14 protein-coding genes and 4 pseudogenes are annotated in these 16,106 nt (G+C 68.7%); 7 read left to right on the forward strand and 11 right to left on the reverse strand.

Annotation, left to right across the window (positions count from 1 at the left end; genetic code table 11):
- Positions 1-576, reverse strand: a pseudogene (locus tag J7I98_RS08160) (IS3 family transposase); the annotation flags it as partial.
- A 118-nt stretch (positions 577-694) separates the two neighbouring features.
- Between J7I98_RS08160 and J7I98_RS08165 the strand changes: the two are divergent.
- Positions 695-943, forward strand: coding sequence for a hypothetical protein (locus J7I98_RS08165; RefSeq protein WP_214919936.1), 249 nt, complete (start codon positions 695-697; stop codon positions 941-943).
- Positions 944-1,076: 133 nt separating this feature from the next.
- Here J7I98_RS08165 and J7I98_RS40865 read toward each other — a convergent pair.
- The 4 genes and pseudogenes from J7I98_RS40865 to J7I98_RS08180 form a co-directional block, all read right to left on the reverse strand.
- Positions 1,077-2,372, reverse strand: a pseudogene (locus J7I98_RS40865) (transposase); the annotation flags it as partial.
- A gap of 1,096 nt (positions 2,373-3,468) precedes the next feature.
- A pseudogene (locus tag J7I98_RS40870) lies at positions 3,469-3,984 on the reverse strand (DUF4158 domain-containing protein); the annotation flags it as partial.
- 140 nt (positions 3,985-4,124) lie between these two features.
- Complete coding sequence (locus tag J7I98_RS08175; RefSeq protein ID WP_214919976.1) at positions 4,125-5,537, reverse strand: MFS transporter; 1,413 nt, start codon at positions 5,535-5,537, stop codon at positions 4,125-4,127.
- 50 nt (positions 5,538-5,587) lie between these two features.
- Positions 5,588-6,244, reverse strand: coding sequence for a TetR/AcrR family transcriptional regulator (locus J7I98_RS08180; RefSeq protein ID WP_214919938.1), 657 nt, complete (start codon positions 6,242-6,244; stop codon positions 5,588-5,590).
- A 189-nt stretch (positions 6,245-6,433) separates the two neighbouring features.
- On the opposite strand from J7I98_RS08180, the gene J7I98_RS08185 reads away from it, so the two are divergent.
- Both J7I98_RS08185 and J7I98_RS08190 read left to right on the forward strand, forming a co-directional pair.
- On the forward strand, positions 6,434-7,036 hold the full coding sequence (locus J7I98_RS08185) for a recombinase family protein (protein WP_214919939.1): 603 nt from the start codon (positions 6,434-6,436) through the stop codon (positions 7,034-7,036).
- 158 nt (positions 7,037-7,194) lie between these two features.
- Complete coding sequence (locus J7I98_RS08190; RefSeq protein WP_214919940.1) at positions 7,195-7,377, forward strand: hypothetical protein; 183 nt, start codon at positions 7,195-7,197, stop codon at positions 7,375-7,377.
- Between the two features lie 274 nt (positions 7,378-7,651).
- Here the strand turns inward: J7I98_RS08190 and J7I98_RS08195 are convergent, their stop codons facing one another.
- Together J7I98_RS08195 and J7I98_RS08200 are read right to left on the reverse strand one after the other, a co-directional pair.
- Positions 7,652-8,347, reverse strand: a complete 696-nt coding sequence (locus J7I98_RS08195; protein ID WP_214919941.1) for an ester cyclase — start codon at positions 8,345-8,347, stop codon at positions 7,652-7,654.
- A gap of 90 nt (positions 8,348-8,437) precedes the next feature.
- Positions 8,438-8,638 (reverse strand): annotated as a pseudogene (locus tag J7I98_RS08200) (ester cyclase); the annotation flags it as partial.
- 300 nt (positions 8,639-8,938) lie between these two features.
- On the opposite strand from J7I98_RS08200, the gene J7I98_RS08205 reads away from it, so the two are divergent.
- Positions 8,939-9,364 carry a hypothetical protein gene (locus tag J7I98_RS08205; RefSeq protein WP_214919943.1) on the forward strand — a complete coding sequence of 142 codons (426 nt, stop codon included), beginning with the start codon at positions 8,939-8,941 and terminating at the stop codon, positions 9,362-9,364.
- Here J7I98_RS08205 and J7I98_RS08210 read toward each other — a convergent pair.
- A complete protein-coding gene (locus J7I98_RS08210; protein WP_308377705.1) occupies positions 9,359-10,363 on the reverse strand; it encodes a YafY family protein in 1,005 nt (334 codons plus the stop codon). The genes J7I98_RS08205 and J7I98_RS08210 overlap by 6 nt on opposite strands.
- A gap of 63 nt (positions 10,364-10,426) precedes the next feature.
- Between J7I98_RS08210 and J7I98_RS08215 the strand changes: the two genes are divergently transcribed.
- From J7I98_RS08215 to J7I98_RS08225, 3 genes are all read left to right on the forward strand, one after another.
- A complete protein-coding gene (locus J7I98_RS08215; RefSeq protein ID WP_214919945.1) occupies positions 10,427-10,813 on the forward strand; it encodes a VOC family protein in 387 nt (128 codons plus the stop codon).
- 2 nt (positions 10,814-10,815) lie between these two features.
- Positions 10,816-11,139: an antibiotic biosynthesis monooxygenase family protein gene (locus J7I98_RS08220; RefSeq protein WP_214919946.1), complete on the forward strand. Its 324-nt coding sequence runs from the start codon at positions 10,816-10,818 to the stop codon at positions 11,137-11,139.
- 219 nt (positions 11,140-11,358) lie between these two features.
- Positions 11,359-12,984, forward strand: coding sequence for a hypothetical protein (locus J7I98_RS08225; protein WP_214919947.1), 1,626 nt, complete (start codon positions 11,359-11,361; stop codon positions 12,982-12,984).
- 316 nt (positions 12,985-13,300) lie between these two features.
- On the opposite strand, the gene J7I98_RS08230 is transcribed toward J7I98_RS08225, so the two are convergent.
- From J7I98_RS08230 to eis, 3 genes are all read right to left on the reverse strand, one after another.
- Positions 13,301-14,005, reverse strand: a complete 705-nt coding sequence (locus J7I98_RS08230; RefSeq protein WP_214919948.1) for a PIG-L deacetylase family protein — start codon at positions 14,003-14,005, stop codon at positions 13,301-13,303.
- 4 nt (positions 14,006-14,009) lie between these two features.
- Positions 14,010-14,780, reverse strand: coding sequence for an aminoglycoside phosphotransferase family protein (locus J7I98_RS08235; RefSeq protein WP_374225090.1), 771 nt, complete (start codon positions 14,778-14,780; stop codon positions 14,010-14,012).
- Positions 14,781-14,915: 135 nt separating this feature from the next.
- Entirely contained in the window at positions 14,916-16,094 is a 1,179-nt protein-coding gene (gene eis / locus J7I98_RS08240) for an enhanced intracellular survival protein Eis (protein ID WP_214919950.1), read from the reverse strand.
- Positions 16,095-16,106 lie beyond the last annotated feature (12 nt).

Here is a 16,106-nt window from a genome sequence, read left to right on the forward strand (position 1 = left end):
CCGGCCCATGCTCCTGCGGATCCCGAAACCGTCGCAGACCTGCGCGAACGCGGCGCTCGTGTATTGCGAGCCCCTGTCCGCGTGGAAGATCACCCCGGCCACGCCGACGCCGCGGGTCGCCACCGCCATCTCCAGGGCGTCGACGACGAGTTCGGCACGCATGTGCGAGGCCATGGACCAGCCCAATACCCGGCGTGAACGGATGTCCAGGACGCAGGCGAGATACAGCCAGGCTCCGCCGACCCGCACATATGTGATGTCCCCGCACCACTTCTCGTCCAGGCGCCCGGCGGAGAAGTCACGGCGGACGAGGTCCGGGGCCGGCGGTGCGAGCCGGTCCGGGACGGTGGTGCGCTTGCGTCGGCGCAGGTGGAGGCCCTCGATCCCGTTGAGGCGCATCAGCCGCTCGACGCGCTTGCGGTTGACGGCATGCCCAAAGCCCCGCAGCTCGGCATGGACGCGGCGGATCCCGTACGTTCCCTTGTGCCCGGTGTGGATCTCGCGGATCTCCGCCACCAGGGCGTCGTCAGCATCCTGCCGCTCGGCGCGGGCCGCCGTGCCGGCGATCCACCGGTAACAGCCGGGGTCGGAGTAGGAACGGACCAGGAAACCGGTGTTGCTGTCAGAAGTTTTGACAGGCCGTGATGTGGGCCGACAAGGTGTGCGGGTGAGCGATGACCCGACGATCGGTTTCTTGAAGGCGGACGTGGCGCGGTTCTGCACCAGTCTGGAGGATCTCGCTCCCGCGATCCGTCTGCGGCTGGTCGTCCAGCTTCGGCAGGCGCTGGGTGAAGTGACGGGCGCGGCCCTGGACAGTGGGATGGCCGCAGCGAAGGCGGAGGGCTGGGGGCTGCGGCAGATCGGCGCTCAGGTGGGCCTGTCGCACGAGAAGGTCCGCTACCGGCTCGCCCAGGCGTCGGACGAGCCAGCCGGGCCTGCCTAGATCGTGGTGCTGGCCGTTTCGGGCTTGCGGGTGGAACGGAGATGGCCGCCCTGGAGACCTCGGCGGGCAGGGCGAAGCTGTAGCGGCCGTGGAAGTTGATGTGGGCGAACTTCAGCGGGGAGAGGCGGGCGATGTCCTCGTCGCGTACGTGGATGCCCTCGGTGCGCATCTCCGCGATGATCTGCTGCATGTAGACCGTGTTCCACAGGATCACGACATTGAGCATTAGGCCCAGCGCCCCAAGTTGATCTTCCTGACCTTCTCTGTAGGACTGCCTGAGCTCGCCTTTCTGCCCGTGGAAGATCTTCCGGGCGAGGTTGTGGCGGGACTCCTGCCGGTTGAGCTGGGTGTTGATGCGCCGCCGCAGCAGCTCGTCGGTGAAGTACGACGACAGGTAGGCGCTGCGGTCCATGCGGCCGATCTCCATGATGGCCTTGCCCGTGGGAGTGGGCTTGCCGCCCGGGGCCAGCACGCGCAGGACCTCGGAGGCTTTGATGGTGCCCGAGTGTAGGGAGCCGGCCACCCGCAGGATGTCGTCCCAGTGGCTGGTGATCTGCTTGAGGTTGACCTTGTCTCGGGTCAGCGGGTTGAGCGGCCCGTAGTCGGCGTCCGGGTCCGCCCGGTACAGCGTCGCGCTGCCGGAGTCGGCCAGCCGCGGGGAGAATTGGTAGCCCAGGAGCCGGAAGAGGCCGAAGACGATCTCGGATGAGCCGTGCGTGTCCGAGGTGATCTCGACGGGCCGCAGGGCGGTCTCCTGCTCCAGGAGGCCGTCGAGAATGTAGAAGGAATCGCGCTGAGTGCCGGGGATCAGGATGCCGTGCAGGCCGCTGAACTGATCGGAGAGGAAGTTGTAGAACGTCACTCCGCGCCGGCGGGTGCCGAAGTACTTCGGGTTCGGACCGGAGTTCAGGGTGCGGATCGGGGTGACGAACCGCAGACCGTCGGCGGAGGCCAGTTCACCACCGCCCCAGGACTGCACCAGCGGCAGACGCATGTGGTAGGCGACGAGGCGCGCGTTGGCCCGGGACAGGGTCGCCGCCCGCAGGTAGTTCTGTTCGACCCAGAACAGCCGGTCGCGGCTGAGCGCGTCGACGCCGTCGTGGACGATCGGCTCGACCCCCACGTTGGTGGCCTCCGCGGTGAGGACGGCGGCCACCGACAGCTCCAGGTCGTCCATCCGGGAATTGGCCTCGGGGACGTGGGTGAAGTCGCCCAGGTAGGGCACCCAGGAGTCGACCTCCAGCACCATCTCGGGCAGGTCGACGGCTGGCAGGCGGGCCTCGACCTCCTTGTGGAGCTCGCGCAGGGAGATGGGTTCGTCCAGGCGGTCCAGGCCGGTGAGGATGATGCGGTCCCGGCCGCCCTGCTTGCTCGATCCGCACGGCAGGGTTGGCGGCCAGACCGTCTGCGAACTCGCGGTGGGCCGAATCGAGCCGGGCGGTCCAGCCCGCGAGGATCTTGTCCGGCTTCGGGTCGAGGTCGAGTTCCTCGCAGACGCGGGAGCGGGCGACCTCCCAAGCGGTGTCGTTCAGCAGCCGGGCGTTGGGGTCACCCCACTTGCGCAGGCCCGGCACGTACACCTCGTGCCGGTGCAGGGCGGTGCGCAGGGCCTCGGTGGAGGCGACGATCAGGGCGCGCTTCTCGACGCTGCCCACGGGCATCGGCGGGGGTGGGAAGACCAGGCGCCGCCAGGCGGAGGTGAGGAACTTCGCCGGGACCTCCCAGCCCTGGATGGGGCGGCGCCGGCCCTTGAGGGACTTCACGAACGCCAGCGCCTCCAGCACCGGCTCGCCGGCCGGGCTGGACGCGAACTCGAAGGTCTTGAGCAGGTCGGGCAGGAAGCGGGCGATGGTGTTGTAGCGGGCGGCGAGCATCTGCTCGGCGCCGTCGTCGGGTTCCTGCGCGAGGAGCTTGACCGTCTCGGCGGCGGCGTGGAACGGGCCGACGTCCATGGCGTCGAGCGTCGCGCGGATGTCGCCCTCGGGGTCGGCGGCGGTCCCGGACACCGCGATCCACATCTCGCGCAGCAGGATCGCGGCGGCGTCCAGGTCTTTGAGGGTCCGCAGCCGCTGCTTGGTCATCTTGGTGCTGGAGGAGCGGATCAGGTCGCCCATCACCAGGTCGAACACCTCGATCGCCTCGTCCGCAGCGACCTGCGGCATCACCGCGGCGAACGCCACCAAGGTGGCCAGGCGCCGGTCCCCGGCGAGATCAGAGACGGCCTGGGCGCGGGCAGCCCGCGCGAAGCGGACCAGCGCCTGGAGCCGTCCCGGGGGTATCGCGGACAGGTCCCAGGCGGTGCCGCCGAAGGCGTTCAGCGCCGCGTACCGTTCCATGGCCTTGCCCACCCCGCGTGCGGTGATGTCGCGCGGGGAACGCCGCAGCCGGTCCAGTTCGGACAGGCGCTTGCCCACGGGGACGACGACCAGGCCCTGCAACCCGGCGGCCTGTTCCTCGGTGGGGGCAGTGGCCAGCGTCGCCCACAGGCGTTTCTCGGCGCGCTCGCGCGAGCCGGAGACCAGCCGTTCCAGCACGGTCACCCCGGGCAGCACCACCTTCTTGTCGACCAGGCGCTTGGTGGCCAGGTCGAACAGCAGGGTCGGGCGCTCGGAGCCGATCCACGCCCGCTGATACATCCAGCGGGCCAGTGAAAACCACTGGTCGAACTCGAACTTCGTATACCCGTAGCCCTCGCGTATCTGCTCCTGGTGGTCCCAGCGGTGCTCTTTCGTCCCGTAGCCGGCGAACTCCGCGGGCTCCAGGCCAAGCTGCTCGGCGACGTAGTCGACCACGACGACGGGCACCTGTTCGGGGTTGTCCAGGAACGTCCCCAGATACCGGACGGTGCCGAGCTGGACCGCCCAGCCGATCCGGTTCCTGGCGCCCTTGGCGACCATCGCCCGGCGCCGCGCGGTCTGGTCGAGCAGGAAGGAACCGGCGAGCTGTCCCTCGTCCGGGTCTTCCGCGAACCGGCCGAAGCGCCTGCGTTGGTCCTCGCTCAGAAAATTGGTGGGCACCGCGCGCTCCTTGATCGTCACCATGACTCGCGCGCGACGTTCTCAGCCCGTCCAACCGTTTGTTCGGTGCTCTTCGATTCCGGTCCGGATCATGGCCCGACCTGGTAAGGAGTCCAGACTGGGGAACTCTTACCGGTGATCGAGCGGCCCCCGGTGTCAGCTGGTCACCCGATACTTCGCTGCGGTTGGTCAACGCTGTGGATGTCGTGATCGTCTGGGGCGGCCATGTCACGTCTCGCGCGGTGGACCGGCTGCGTCGGCAGCAGCGATGCCGGAAGCAGGGCGAGGGCGGCAAGTCCGGCGAGGACCATCAGGGTGGGGCCCGTCGCAGCCGACATTGCCGGGGTCGCGCCCGCAGTTGGGGTCCCGGCGGCCGAAGGTCTCAGCATCATCATGCTGGCGGCTACGGCGATTCCGAGGGACGGGCCGACGTTCATGGCGGTCTGCTTGAGTCCACCGATAACCCCGGCGTATCCGGGCGGCGCCTCACCCACGACGGTTGCGGTGGCAGTGACCATGACGGTGGCGAATCCCGCACCAAGGACGGCAAAGGCCACGCCGGTAACAGCCCACGTACCTGCCGAGCCGAGCTGGGACAGACCCCCTATGCCAAGGACGACGAGGACCGTACCGAGGATCGCGGTGCGGCGTGGGCTGTACCGGCGCAGCGCGGCGCCGGCGACGGGCGCACCGAGGACCATGAGCGCGGTCAGCGGGAGCGCCCTCAGACCACTGGCAAGCGGGTCGAGCCCGAGTACGTCCTGGAAAAAGAATGTGGTCACGAACAGCGCGCCGAACATACCGCCGGTGGTGAACAGCAGGATCGCTACCGATGCCGTCACCGGTACGGACCGCGCCACTGTCGGCGGCACGATCGGGTGCGCGGTGCGGCGTTCGTGCCCGACGAACGCCGCCGCGACGCCCGCGAGAGCGGTGAGGCCGAGCCATGTCGACGCGGAGGTCCACCCGTGCGCCGGTACGCCAGTCAGGGTGTGTACCAGGACCGCGAGGGCGGTTGCGAGCAACGCCGCGCCGGTGAGGTCGAGTCGCTGAGACCCGGTACGGGAGGGCGCCGGTGCTCTCACGGCGAGGGTGAGTACGGCGATCGCGAGCGCGACGGGGACGTTGATCCAGAACACGGCACGCCAGCCCAGGTGCGCGACGAGAACACCCCCGAGCACCGGACCGGCCGCCGCGGCCACACCGATCGCGCTGGTACGAATGGCGACCGGCGTACCGAGCCGGTCCGCCGGATACGCCAGCCTCAGCAGCGCAAGTGTCGTCGGCTGGAGGAGCGCACCGAACACGCCTTGTACGGCGCGCAGGGCGATCACCCAGCCGACGCCGGGAGCGAGCGCGATGCCGGCCGAGGCGGCCGCGAAGCCGAGCACGCCGACGAACAACATCCGCGGGTGCCCGTACCGGTCACCCAAGCGCCCGGCGATGACGAGAAGCGCGGCCACCGCGAGCAGGTAGGCGGTACTTGTCCACTGGACCTGCGTCATGCTCGCGCCGAGGTCGCGTTGCAGGCTGGGCTGCGCCACGAGGAGTACCGTGCCGTCCAGCGCGACGATCATCGCGCTGGCAACGCTGACCAGGAGTGCGAGGCGCCGCCGTACGGTTGCGGTCACGAGTTCACCGGGCCGAGATGAGCGTCCAGGACCGCCGCGACGAGCCGGTCGAGATGGCTGCTATCAGGTGCTCCGCCTGGTGGTGGGGCATCGAGGGCGAGCTGGAGACTCCCCCAGGCCCACAGTTGGGCGAGGCCGTGAAGGTTCGACCAGAGGGCGGCAGCCGTCACGGTCGGCGGCGGCTGGGGATCGCTCGGCTCGCTGGGCCGGTGCGCGGCAGCCTGCTCCCTCCGATACCGGACGATTAGCTCGACGATGAGCTCGAACAACGGCAGGGTCGAATCTCGGAGCTGCGACTGGTCCGATGCGTGTTTCTCGCTGTCGAGCAGGTCATGCCGGAACATCAGCTCGAACATGCCGCGGTGCTCCAGCGCGTACCTGACGTGTGCCTGCCCGATCTCCTGCAACTGACCGCGCGGCGACGTCGTGCCGTCGGTCGCGGTTGCGAACCGGGCTTTGAGGTCCGCGAAACCGCGGTGGGCGATCGCAGAGAGCAGGGCGTGATGAGTGGGAAAGTACCGACGCGGAGCCCCGTGCGATACTCCCGTCCGGCGGGCGATCTCACGCAGCCCCAGCGAGGCGGTTCCGTCGGTCATCACAAGGTCCACTCCGGCGTCGATCAACCGTTCCCTGAGAGAATTCTCGCGTTCCATAGACAGTGTCTACCATGATCCTTTAGACACTGTCTACGAGTTCAGGGAATCGCGCGGTCAAGTGTCGTCAAACGACGGCACCGTCGGCCGACACTCGCGCACGTGATCACGAACCCGCAGGTGGGAACTGTCGACAACTCGCGTCGGAAATCAACGTCGGCGAACGGTCCGGCCTATAGATTCCGACACATGCTCATCGGCTACGCGCGGGTCTCGACCGCCGACCAGAACCCCGACCACCAGATCGACGCCCTGCTGCGGGCCGGCGTCGACCGCGACCACATCCACGTCGACACCGCGAGCGGAGCGAAGGCGTCCCGGCCAAAGCTCGACCTCGTGCTCCAGCTGCTGCGCGAGGGCGACACGCTCAAGGTCACCCGGCTCGACCGGCTCTCCCGCCCGGTGCTTCACCTGGTGACCCTCGGCGCCGACCTGCGCGAGCGCGGCATCGGGCTTCACGTCATCGAGCAGGGCATCGACACCTCCACGATGGAGGGCCGGGCGATGTTCGGGATGCTGTCCGTGCTCGCCGAGCTCCAGCGTGAACTGATCGTGGCGAACACCAACGACGGGCTCGCCTCCGCACGGGCCCGCGGCCGGGTCGGCGGGCGTCGGCCCAGGCTCACCGACGACCAGGCCTCGCTCGCCCAACGGCTTTATGACGAGCGGGAGAAGACCGTCCAGCAGATCGCCGACATGTTCGGCGTGCCGCGGTCGACGGTGTACGGGCACCTCGACAAGACCAAGACCGTGCCCCGCCAGCCGAAGAAGACGGCTGTTGCGAAGCCTTGAAAGGTACCAACGGGTTACTTGCTCCCTGGCGTCTGAGCTAGGGTGCAAGTAACCAGCCGGTAGCTTCCAGTCGTCCACTTTTGCCGTTTCCCGGCGCCGGGCACCTCGTTGAGCCGACCGGGTGAATGCCCGGAGGGGCCAACGGCAAAGGGGCGGGTGTGCGACAGGAGTGGTCGCCGGAAGACGTGGTGGCGTGCTGGACGCTGGTGGACGGCGACTGGGACTTGGTGGCCAACAAGTCCGGCCCGACCCGGCTCGGCTTCTGCCTGATGCTCAAGTTCTTCGAGATCGAGGCCCGGTTCCCGGCCCGGACGGGGCCGTGCTCGGCCAGCGCACCTTGACCGATTGCCACTGAACATTGACCGACGCAAGTCCGTGACAGCGCAGTTCGATCGCCTCCGGTCGGAGGAGGGTCGAGCTGGCCGGCTGATCGCCTCCGCCGGGGCAATGCGAGTCCCAGTGCCTGGCGGCCCGTTGGCTAGTTCCGGAGCTGGCTGGCTCGGCGAGTTTCCTTGTTACGTCGTGGGTGTACCAGTGGCCGGCCTGTCAGCCATGTGCAGATCCGTTTCGTACGGCGGGGCGGGGGCTTTGCCGTTCGCGGGCCGACGGCCCCGGCTACTCCATCGCTCCCAGCTGCCGCATGAGGGACATGGCGTCGTAGTGCCAGAAGGCCTCCTTGATCTTGCCGCCCTCGCAGCGGAAGGTGGTGGTGCCGTCCATGGAACAGGTCTTGCCGGTGTTGGCGATGCCCATGAACTCGGCCTTCTGGGTGCCGGTGAAGGTCCACACGGTGGTGACGTAGTCGTCCTGCGCGAGCTGTGCCTTCTTGGTGAAGGTGAAGTCGAAGCCGCCGTGCCAGCTCGTCACGTCCTTGCGGATCTTGTCGCGACCGATGGTCGGCTCCGCGCCCTTCATGACGTCGTGGTCGATGTAGTCCTCGGCGAAGATCTCGTCGATGACGCTCATGTCGCCCTTGACCGCGATTTCCTCGAACATCCGGTTCACCAGCAGGGTGTTGAGGTGCTCGTCGCGGACGACGTCCAGGTTGGTGAACGTCGGCATCCCGTCGCAGAGGGCCACCATCTCCTTGAACATCCGGTCCGTTTCCGGGAGGTTGGAGTTCTTCATGGCCTCTTCGTACGACGGGAACTCGACCACGTCGACGTAGTGGTTCTCGGACTCGCGGTCCTTGCCCACAATGCTGTGGGTCAGCGTGCGCTTCCCCTGGCTCTGCGCGACGTACTTGTCGAGGAGCGCGTTGAGGGCCTCGGGCCGCTTGGTCTCGTAATCGACTATCTGTACGAATGTCATGGCTGCCTCCCGGGCTTGATGGGGCACATCCAGTTTAGGGAGAATCTACCCATTCGGCCCGGCTTAGCCGGAGGGTCGCTGGGGGCCTGGTCAGGAGTCCATCAGGCCCAGCTGGCGCATCACGTTCATGATGTCGTACTGCCACCAGTCCCCGACGATCATGCCGTCCTTGCAGCGGAAGGTCGTCGAGCCGGTCGCGCTGACCTTCTTGCCGGTCGGCGCGAGGCCCATGAACTCACCTGTGTGCGTTGCGTTCCAGGTCCACAAGGTGGTGACGAGGTCGCCTTCGGCGAGTTGCCGGTCCGGGCAGGTTCAACCCTCTCCGACCAGAGGCGATCAAACTTCGCTGTCACAAACTGGCGCCGGTCAATGTTCAGTGACAATCGGTCAAGATTCGCCGTCACGGGACAACCGACGCCGGACTTGGGCGGCGTGCCTGCGCCCCAAAATCGAACACGCGTATCATTCTGGGGTGGCCACGTACGACTTTCCCCAAGACCTCCGCTCCGCTCAGCAACGCCTGCACCAGACGTGGGCGGAGTACGAAGCGCTCGGTCGCACTCTCCCGTGGGTCGCGCCGAGCGAGCCGGAGTGTCCGCCACTTTCTGCTACGAAAACCCGGACGCACGCGCCCTGGTGCAAGCAGCCGCTGCTGATGCCCAACAACAGCGCAATCAAGGAGCCCAGCAGGAACACGAGCACATCGAAGCCTCCTGGCGCGAGCGTGCACTCAACGCCGAGGAGACTCTCACCCGCACCCAGCAGACCGTCTTCACCCAGCGCAAGCGGATCGGCGAACTGATGGGCCAGCTCCGAGACATCGAACAGACGGCTCCCTCAGACTCCGCCCCGGCCCTCCGCACCGAGAACGCCTCCCTCAGGCGCCGCCTGGACCAGGTGACGCAAGAGCACAGCTCACTCCAGGAGCGACTCGAAGGCGCCCGTTCCAACCTGCGGTTCGCCGAGAGACGCATCGCGGACCTGGAAGCCCAGCTGCTCGAAAAGGACCAATCATGACGAAGACTTTGGGCCGGCGTCGCCGCTCGCCAGCAGCCGGGGCTGACCGCTCCCGTTGTCCGCGAACAGGTCCCGGGCACGACGCAGCAGTGCCTCCCGTACATCGTCCGGAGACAGGACCCGGAGCGGGGTAGCCAGGCTGAGCAGGTATCTGGCGAGCCCATCCGCGTCGGGGCCGCCGATGTCGACGATGGTGGCGTTGGGGCCGTCCGGACGGTGGGTGCCGACCGTCGGCGGGACCAGCCGCAGCGCTTGGTCCATGGGCAACGGGAGGCAGACGGTCACATAGAGCGGGTAAGCGCCGGTTGCGATGGATCGGGAGACAAGCAGTACCGGGTCGGGCGGGTCGAGGAGCTCCACAGCATGCCCGGTCGGCCGTATGTGAGCCACCCGGTCCGCCCGGAACGTCCGCCACTCGCCCCGCGCCACATCCCGGGCGACGAAGTACCAGCGGCGCCCTGTGTGCACGAGGCGGTACGGGTCGACGTCCCGGGTGGTGGACTTCCCTTCCCTGTCGCGGTACGACAGGTGGGTGCGCTCGCCCCGGCGGCACGCGGTGGCCAGTTCCAGCAGCATGGCGGGCGCAATCTGCGGCTCGTCGGGCCTGGGAGTGTGCACAAAGGCGGCGTCCATCTCACCAAGTCGGTCCGCGATCCGCGGTGGAAGGACCTGCCGCAGTTTCAGCAGCGCCGACAGCGCGGCTTGGTCGCCGCCAAGAACGCCGCTGAGCGCTGCCTCGCGCAGCCCGACGGCCACAGCGAGTGCCTCTTCGTCATCGAGGACCAACGGCGGCACCCGGGCCCCGGCACGGAGGCGATAACCGCCCCAGGGCCCGGGGTCGGACTCGACTCCGTAGCCGAGTTCCCGGAGCCTGGCGACGTCCCGACGCACCGTGCGCTCGGTGACCGCCATCTGGTCGGCCAACTCACGGCAGGTCCACGAGGGTCTCGCGGACAGCAGCGAGACCAGTCGCAACAGGCGGGCCGAGGTACTGATCACATCGTGAAGTGTCCCGCATGACCAGGACCGAATCTGTCCTGGTCCCGTCATAGCGTCTGCCCCATGAGCACAGGAAAAACATCCGCACCCGCGATCCGCTACTCGGCCATCACCTTCGACTGCCCGGACCCCGCCGAACTGGCCCGCTTCTATGGCGACGCCCTTGGACTGCCCGTCGCCTACTCCACCGACGACTTCATCCTGCTGGGCCAGGAGGGCTCGGCCGGACTGGGGTTCAACCGCCTGGCCGACTACCGACGTCCCACCTGGCCAGACCCCTCCCAGGAGAAGCAAGCCCACATCGAACTGGGGGTCGATGACCTGGATGCCGCCCAGGCCCGGCTACTCGCCCTGGGGGCCGTCGAGCCCACGGTCCAGCCGGAACCCGACCGGTGGCGGGTCCTGCTGGACCCCGCAGGACACCCTTTCTGCATCACCACCCTGGCCTGAGCATGATCGGCAGACTGATGACCATGACAGCGCACGCAGGCAGAGGCGGCGAACTCGCCACTGTCCTGCTGCGGGTGGCGGAGAGGCTGCACGGCTTCCCCGGCTGCGAGATCTACTTGATCAGCCAGGACGCAGCCGATCCGGACACCGTGCATGTCACCGAAGTCTGGCGGGACGACGCCAGTGCACAGGCAGCCCTCGCCGCTCCGTCGCCCGCCAACGGTCCCGCCCCCGCAGATGTCCTCGCGCTGCTGTCGACTGCGCCGCACCGCACGGACCTCACCGTCCTGGGCGGGGTGGGTCTCCCTGCCGACGGCCGGCCCTGACGAACAAACCTCCGACGACAGGCATGGGCTCCGCGTGACCACCCGTGCCGGAGCCGTCCAGCGGATCAAGGACGGAGCGATCCCCGAGCAGTCGCCGTAGCGAGGCGTTCAGCGCGGCGCTCTGCTTCCACGCGGACAAGATCGAAGCCGCCCTGGCGGGCGATGCGTCACGGGCATCTACGCGACGCATCGCCACAGTTCAGAGCCAATCCGCACACATTGAGAGTCGGTAAAGGCGACTTCTCCCCCGAGGACTGCGACGACTACCTCACCCGGCGCCTCGTCAAAGACGGCCAGCCGCTCATCGCCCCGGAACTACGGGCCGTCATCACCGCGCGCTCCCACGGCCTCCCGCTCTACCTCGACCTCGCCGTGCTCCGCTGCACCGGCCGCACCCCCACCCCGGCAGACTTCGAGGCCGACTTCCCCGCGCTGATCACCCGCACCCTCACCGACCTCACTCCGGACGAGCGGCACATCCTGCGCTCCGTCAGCCTCTTCGACGCCTTCGACCTCGACCTCGCAACCCGCGCAGCCGGGCTCACCCATCAGGCCGCCGCCGCCCGGCTCGTCGAGCGGCCCTTCGTCCGGAACGACCCGTTCGCGCTGTGGCCCCACCACCTGCACGCCCTGATCCGCTCCACCCTGCGTACCGCGGACGACGCCACCGACGACCGGTGGACCGACGCCGACTGGCGGGCCGCCGCGACCCGGGCCCTTGACGCCCTCGGAGAGCAGTGGAGGATCACGGCCGGACCCGACCGGCGCCTGCTCGTCGGCTGCCTGCGCCAAGGCCTCGCTCTCGCCCGCGACCACCGGCTCGACCTCGGCTGGCTCGCCGACGCCGCGTACGCGTACACCGACGACTACGTATGGGAGCCCCTGCCCCTGCCCGACGGGGACGAGGGGCCGGCCACCGCCGCCGACGCGCTCACTGAACTCCTCGCCGCGCTCGCCCGCCGCCAGCACGAACACCGCTCCCGTACTGTCGAGCGGCTCACCGCCGTCCTCACCACCGGCCTGCTGCCCCCCGAACTCGCCGAGATGGCCCTCTACTTCCGGGCCAAGGCACACCGCGACCTCGGCCAGTCGGCCGCCTCCCGCGACGGCATGCAGCAGGTCGCCGCCAGCGGCGGCCGGTACGCACCAGACGCCGCCCGGGGCCTGGCCCACCTCGCCCGCGCGGCCGGGGACTTCCCCACCGCGCTCGCCACCGCCGAAACCCTCGGCTGGCCCGGACGCGGCAGCCGCGTCCTCGGCGACATCCACGTCGCCCACGGCGACATGACCGCGGCCGCCGCCGCATACACCGCGGCCCGCACAGAGGCCGAGCAGCACGGCAACCTCGGCGAACAGGCCATCGCCCAGGCCCACCTCGCCCTCACCGCCGCGTTCACCAACCCCGGCCGTGCCGACGGCGAGGTCACGCTCGCCGAACAACTCCTCGCCGGACTCGACCAGCGCGCCACCGCATTCACCGCCCAAGTCGCCGCCCTCGTCCGCCACGCCGGCGACGCCGGACAGGAGTTCACCGACCGCGCCGACCGCCTCCGGGACGAGACCACCGCCAGCGGCATCACCGCCGCCGCGCTCCTGCTCGAACTCGCCGTCGTCTTCCATCACGCCGTCCAAGGCGAGCACGACAAGGTCCGCGCCGTCATCGCCCGGCTGCGCGAACTTTCCCGGACCGGCGACTACGCGTACTACCTCGACATCGCCCGCCACATGGCCGACCTGCCCCTGCCCGACCCTTCCCCCACAACCTGGCTCGACGGCGAACAGCACACCCGCAACCGCTGGCGGGCACTGATCACCGCCCGACGCGACCTGCGCACCACCCGCTGACGGTGACGTTCAAACGCAGCTGGCGGCCGATTCCAATGGAAACGGCCGCCGTGCCTTGCGTCGGCGCTGGAAGACCGTAGAGGACAATCCCGCCTAGCGTCGCGCGCGGATCGAGGTCCGGGGTGCGAAGCCAAACGAGCATGGCCCGTCCTGGTCACTCACCCGCGCGGGCACGCTCGGCGGCGCGAACGCTCTGCTCCAGCGCGGCCATGAGATCACCGAGCCGCTTCTGCGGGCTCGGCGAGCTCGCCGCCGCTGACCTTCGCCGTGACGAGCTGCTCCAGGGCGTGGGAGGTGCGGCGGTATCGGGCTTTCTTCATCGCGTCGCACTCGATGGTGGAGTTCCCCTCGTGGGCCATGGCGTCTCGGCCCGGGTGAAGCCCGCGAATTCGATTTCCCTTGCTGTGCGGAAGAGTTCGGCGCAGTCCGATCCGGGAGGGAAGCGCTTGACCACCCGGTGGTGTACGTGTTGCCGGTGGGCGACGCCGGCGAGCTGTCGGAAGACGTCCATGTCGATTTGCTGCTGCGAGGTGAAGCACTTCAGTGCTGCTGCCTTGGCGTCCAGAAGTTCCCGTGTTCCGACGAACACGTTGGTGGGCTCGAACCCGATGCTGTAGGGAGATCGGAAGTAGCGCAGGTTGTTGACCTCGTGCAGGGCGACCGCCGTCACTTCCTGCGCGGTAGTGACGTGGTCGAGGTGCTGGTCGTCGGGGAAGTGCGTGTAGACGATGTCCGGGCGCGCTTCGCGAAGGATCCTGAAAAGCTCGGCGTTGATCTGCCCGCGGTGATCGACGAACCGGGTGTCGGGGATGGCCGAGAAGGTGTACTCGTGCACGCCCAGGACGGCACCGGCGGCTAGGCACTCCTCCCGGCGTACTTCCAAGCCGTGCGGACCAGGCGCTCCGGTGGTGAGGCAGTGGACCCAGACTTTGGCGCCGTCGATGGCGTACTGGCGGATACGCATACCCATGGATATCTCGGCGTCGTCCGGGTGGGCTACTGCGACGAGGACGGTCGTCATCGGACTACCGGTACTCGTGCGTCATGCGGGTGAGGACGAGCTGCCCGCGCTCGACGAGCCGCGGGTTCCGCTTGGTAAGGCCGGTGGCCAGGTAAGAGACGCCGAGCCTCGCAGTCAGCAGGCGGAGCACCCTTTCCTCGGCGTCTGAGAGGGAACGGCCGTAACCGGAGAGGTAGGCGCTCTTGAGGTCGGGGCGCGTTACCCATACCGCGCCGCACAGCCATACGAACTCTTCGACGGCGATGCCGTGGCCAGCCATGGCGAAGTCGATCACGCCGTGGCCGTTCTCGGGGTCCCACAGCCAGTTGCGGGTGGAGCAGTCCCCGTGCCGGTACACAAGGGGAAGGCTGTCAGCCAGCCGGGGTAGTTCCCGGGATACGCACTGCACCAAGGCGCGCTGCTCGCGGTCGAGGTGTCCGGCGGCAGTTTCCAGGCAGGAGGCGGCCTCTTCCGCCTGATCCTCCATGAATGCGCGGACGTCCGCGCGGTCCTGGCCCGAGGGAGGGCCGGAGTGATCGTGCCAGCGCCTCAGCAGGTTGCCGGCGTATTCGTGTACGCGCCGCTCCTCCTGCTCATCGAGGGGAAGTCCCCGCACGACGCGGCCGGGCAGCGGTGTGGACATGATCGCCTGTAGGCCCGGGTCCGAGGCGAGGAGGCGGGGAGCTTCATGGGGAGCGAGGACGCGCGCCGCGTACGCGTAGCCGGCGATCTCACGTTCGTAGTCCTTCGCGCTCGGGCTGAGCTTGACGAAGACGTCGCCTGTCCCTGCGGTCACCCGCCAGACCCTGGAATCTCCCCGGGGCCAGGACACGTCCGTGGCCGTGTCCACGCCCGGCAGGTGATCTGATACCCATCGCAGCAGGTCAGAGGGGATGGGAGCGTTCTGAGTCATCGAGTCTCCGAATCGCGGTCAGAAGTGGTCTGGCAGCCACGGTTCGCGGTCTGCGGTGGCCGTCAGGAGCTGCGCGAGCGCTCGCGGATCGGCGTCCACCCCGGCCAGCCTGGCGGCGGCCGTGCTGCGGTAGCCACCGGCGTACCATACGGCGAATTGCCCTCTGGTCAGCGTGATCTTCCCTTCGTGGGTGGTGGGTGCCAGTTCTCCCTTGCCGTGGGAGACACGCAGCATGAGCCGCTCAGTGGCCTCGCCGTCCTCGGTGACGATTTCGATCGGAAGGGTGAGGTCCATCTCGTCAGGCCAGCCGCGTAGCTGTATCGCCTGGCGCACGTCCAGGATGCGCAGCATCCACGGGTGCCAGGATCGCGCTACCAGGGAACCGAACCGGTGCAGGTGATGCAGGAGCAGCGGCGCGGGCGGCAGGGCCGTCCGCTGGAAGGCGACGGCGGCGAGGCGGCTGCCGTGCCTGCCGAGGAAGGCGAACATGGCGGAGGCTGCCGCCTGGTCCGCAGCCCAGAAGTCGTACACGATCAACTGGCGCCCCTCGGTCGGGTGACGCCCTGCGGCTGCGGAAAGCACGCCGGTCGGCTCCTGACCGGGCTGGTTGAACCGGTAGGTGGCCATCTCGGGGTGCTGCCGCTGCTGCCATCCCTGCCACCAGTCGGGCCGCTTCCATGGTCCGTTCCACCGGGCGGCTAGATCGTCCTGCAACCGGAACGTCTGTGCTGTTGTCCCGCAGGTGATCTCGAATCCGGAGTCGCTGAAGTTGCGGTGAAGCTCTTCGGTGGGGACGGTCCATGAGTACACCGGAGTCGGAGCCTCCCATCCCAGGTGGCGGCCGTAGCCGGTGGACGTGGTCCACAGCGTGGCCAGGACTGCGCCCTGCTCGCGCAGCGGCCGAAGCCGTTCGGCAATCATGCTGGCCCCCAGACGGGCGCCGCGTTCTTCGGGGGCCACGCACCCGCAGGCCATGCTGGCGCTGGGCACGGGACGGCCGCCGAAGAGCTGCGGGACCAGCAGGCCCATTCCGCCGGCGACGACCTGACCGGCGCGCACTGCGACTCGCCGGTCCGCGTGCGCGCCCAAGTGCATGACGTCTTCCACCCGCTGCCCGTACGCGCGCCGCGCCAGAGCGCTGTACCTGAGCCACAGTTCATCGTCGGCTTCGACGAAGACCACTGCCGAGTCGCTCATGCCGCGCCTGCT

The sequence above is a fragment of the Streptomyces sp. ISL-98 genome (assembly GCF_018614055.1).
In the GTDB taxonomy this organism is placed as follows: Bacteria; Actinomycetota; Actinomycetes; order Streptomycetales; family Streptomycetaceae; genus Streptomyces; species Streptomyces spiramyceticus.

Coding starts and splice junctions, on each gene's coding strand:
- J7I98_RS08230 (WP_214919948.1), bottom strand. CDS start 14,005: ATGACGACCGTCCTCGTCGCAGTAGCCCACCCGGACGACGCCGAGATA.
- J7I98_RS08215 (WP_214919945.1), top strand. CDS start 10,427: ATGAGCACAGGAAAAACATCCGCACCCGCGATCCGCTACTCGGCCATC.
- J7I98_RS08185 (WP_214919939.1), top strand. CDS start 6,434: ATGCTCATCGGCTACGCGCGGGTCTCGACCGCCGACCAGAACCCCGAC.
- J7I98_RS08220 (WP_214919946.1), top strand. CDS start 10,816: ATGATCGGCAGACTGATGACCATGACAGCGCACGCAGGCAGAGGCGGC.
- J7I98_RS08195 (WP_214919941.1), bottom strand. CDS start 8,347: ATGACATTCGTACAGATAGTCGATTACGAGACCAAGCGGCCCGAGGCC.
- J7I98_RS08180 (WP_214919938.1), bottom strand. CDS start 6,244: ATGGAACGCGAGAATTCTCTCAGGGAACGGTTGATCGACGCCGGAGTG.
- eis (WP_214919950.1), bottom strand. CDS start 16,094: ATGAGCGACTCGGCAGTGGTCTTCGTCGAAGCCGACGATGAACTGTGG.
- J7I98_RS08175 (WP_214919976.1), bottom strand. CDS start 5,537: ATGATCGTCGCGCTGGACGGCACGGTACTCCTCGTGGCGCAGCCCAGC.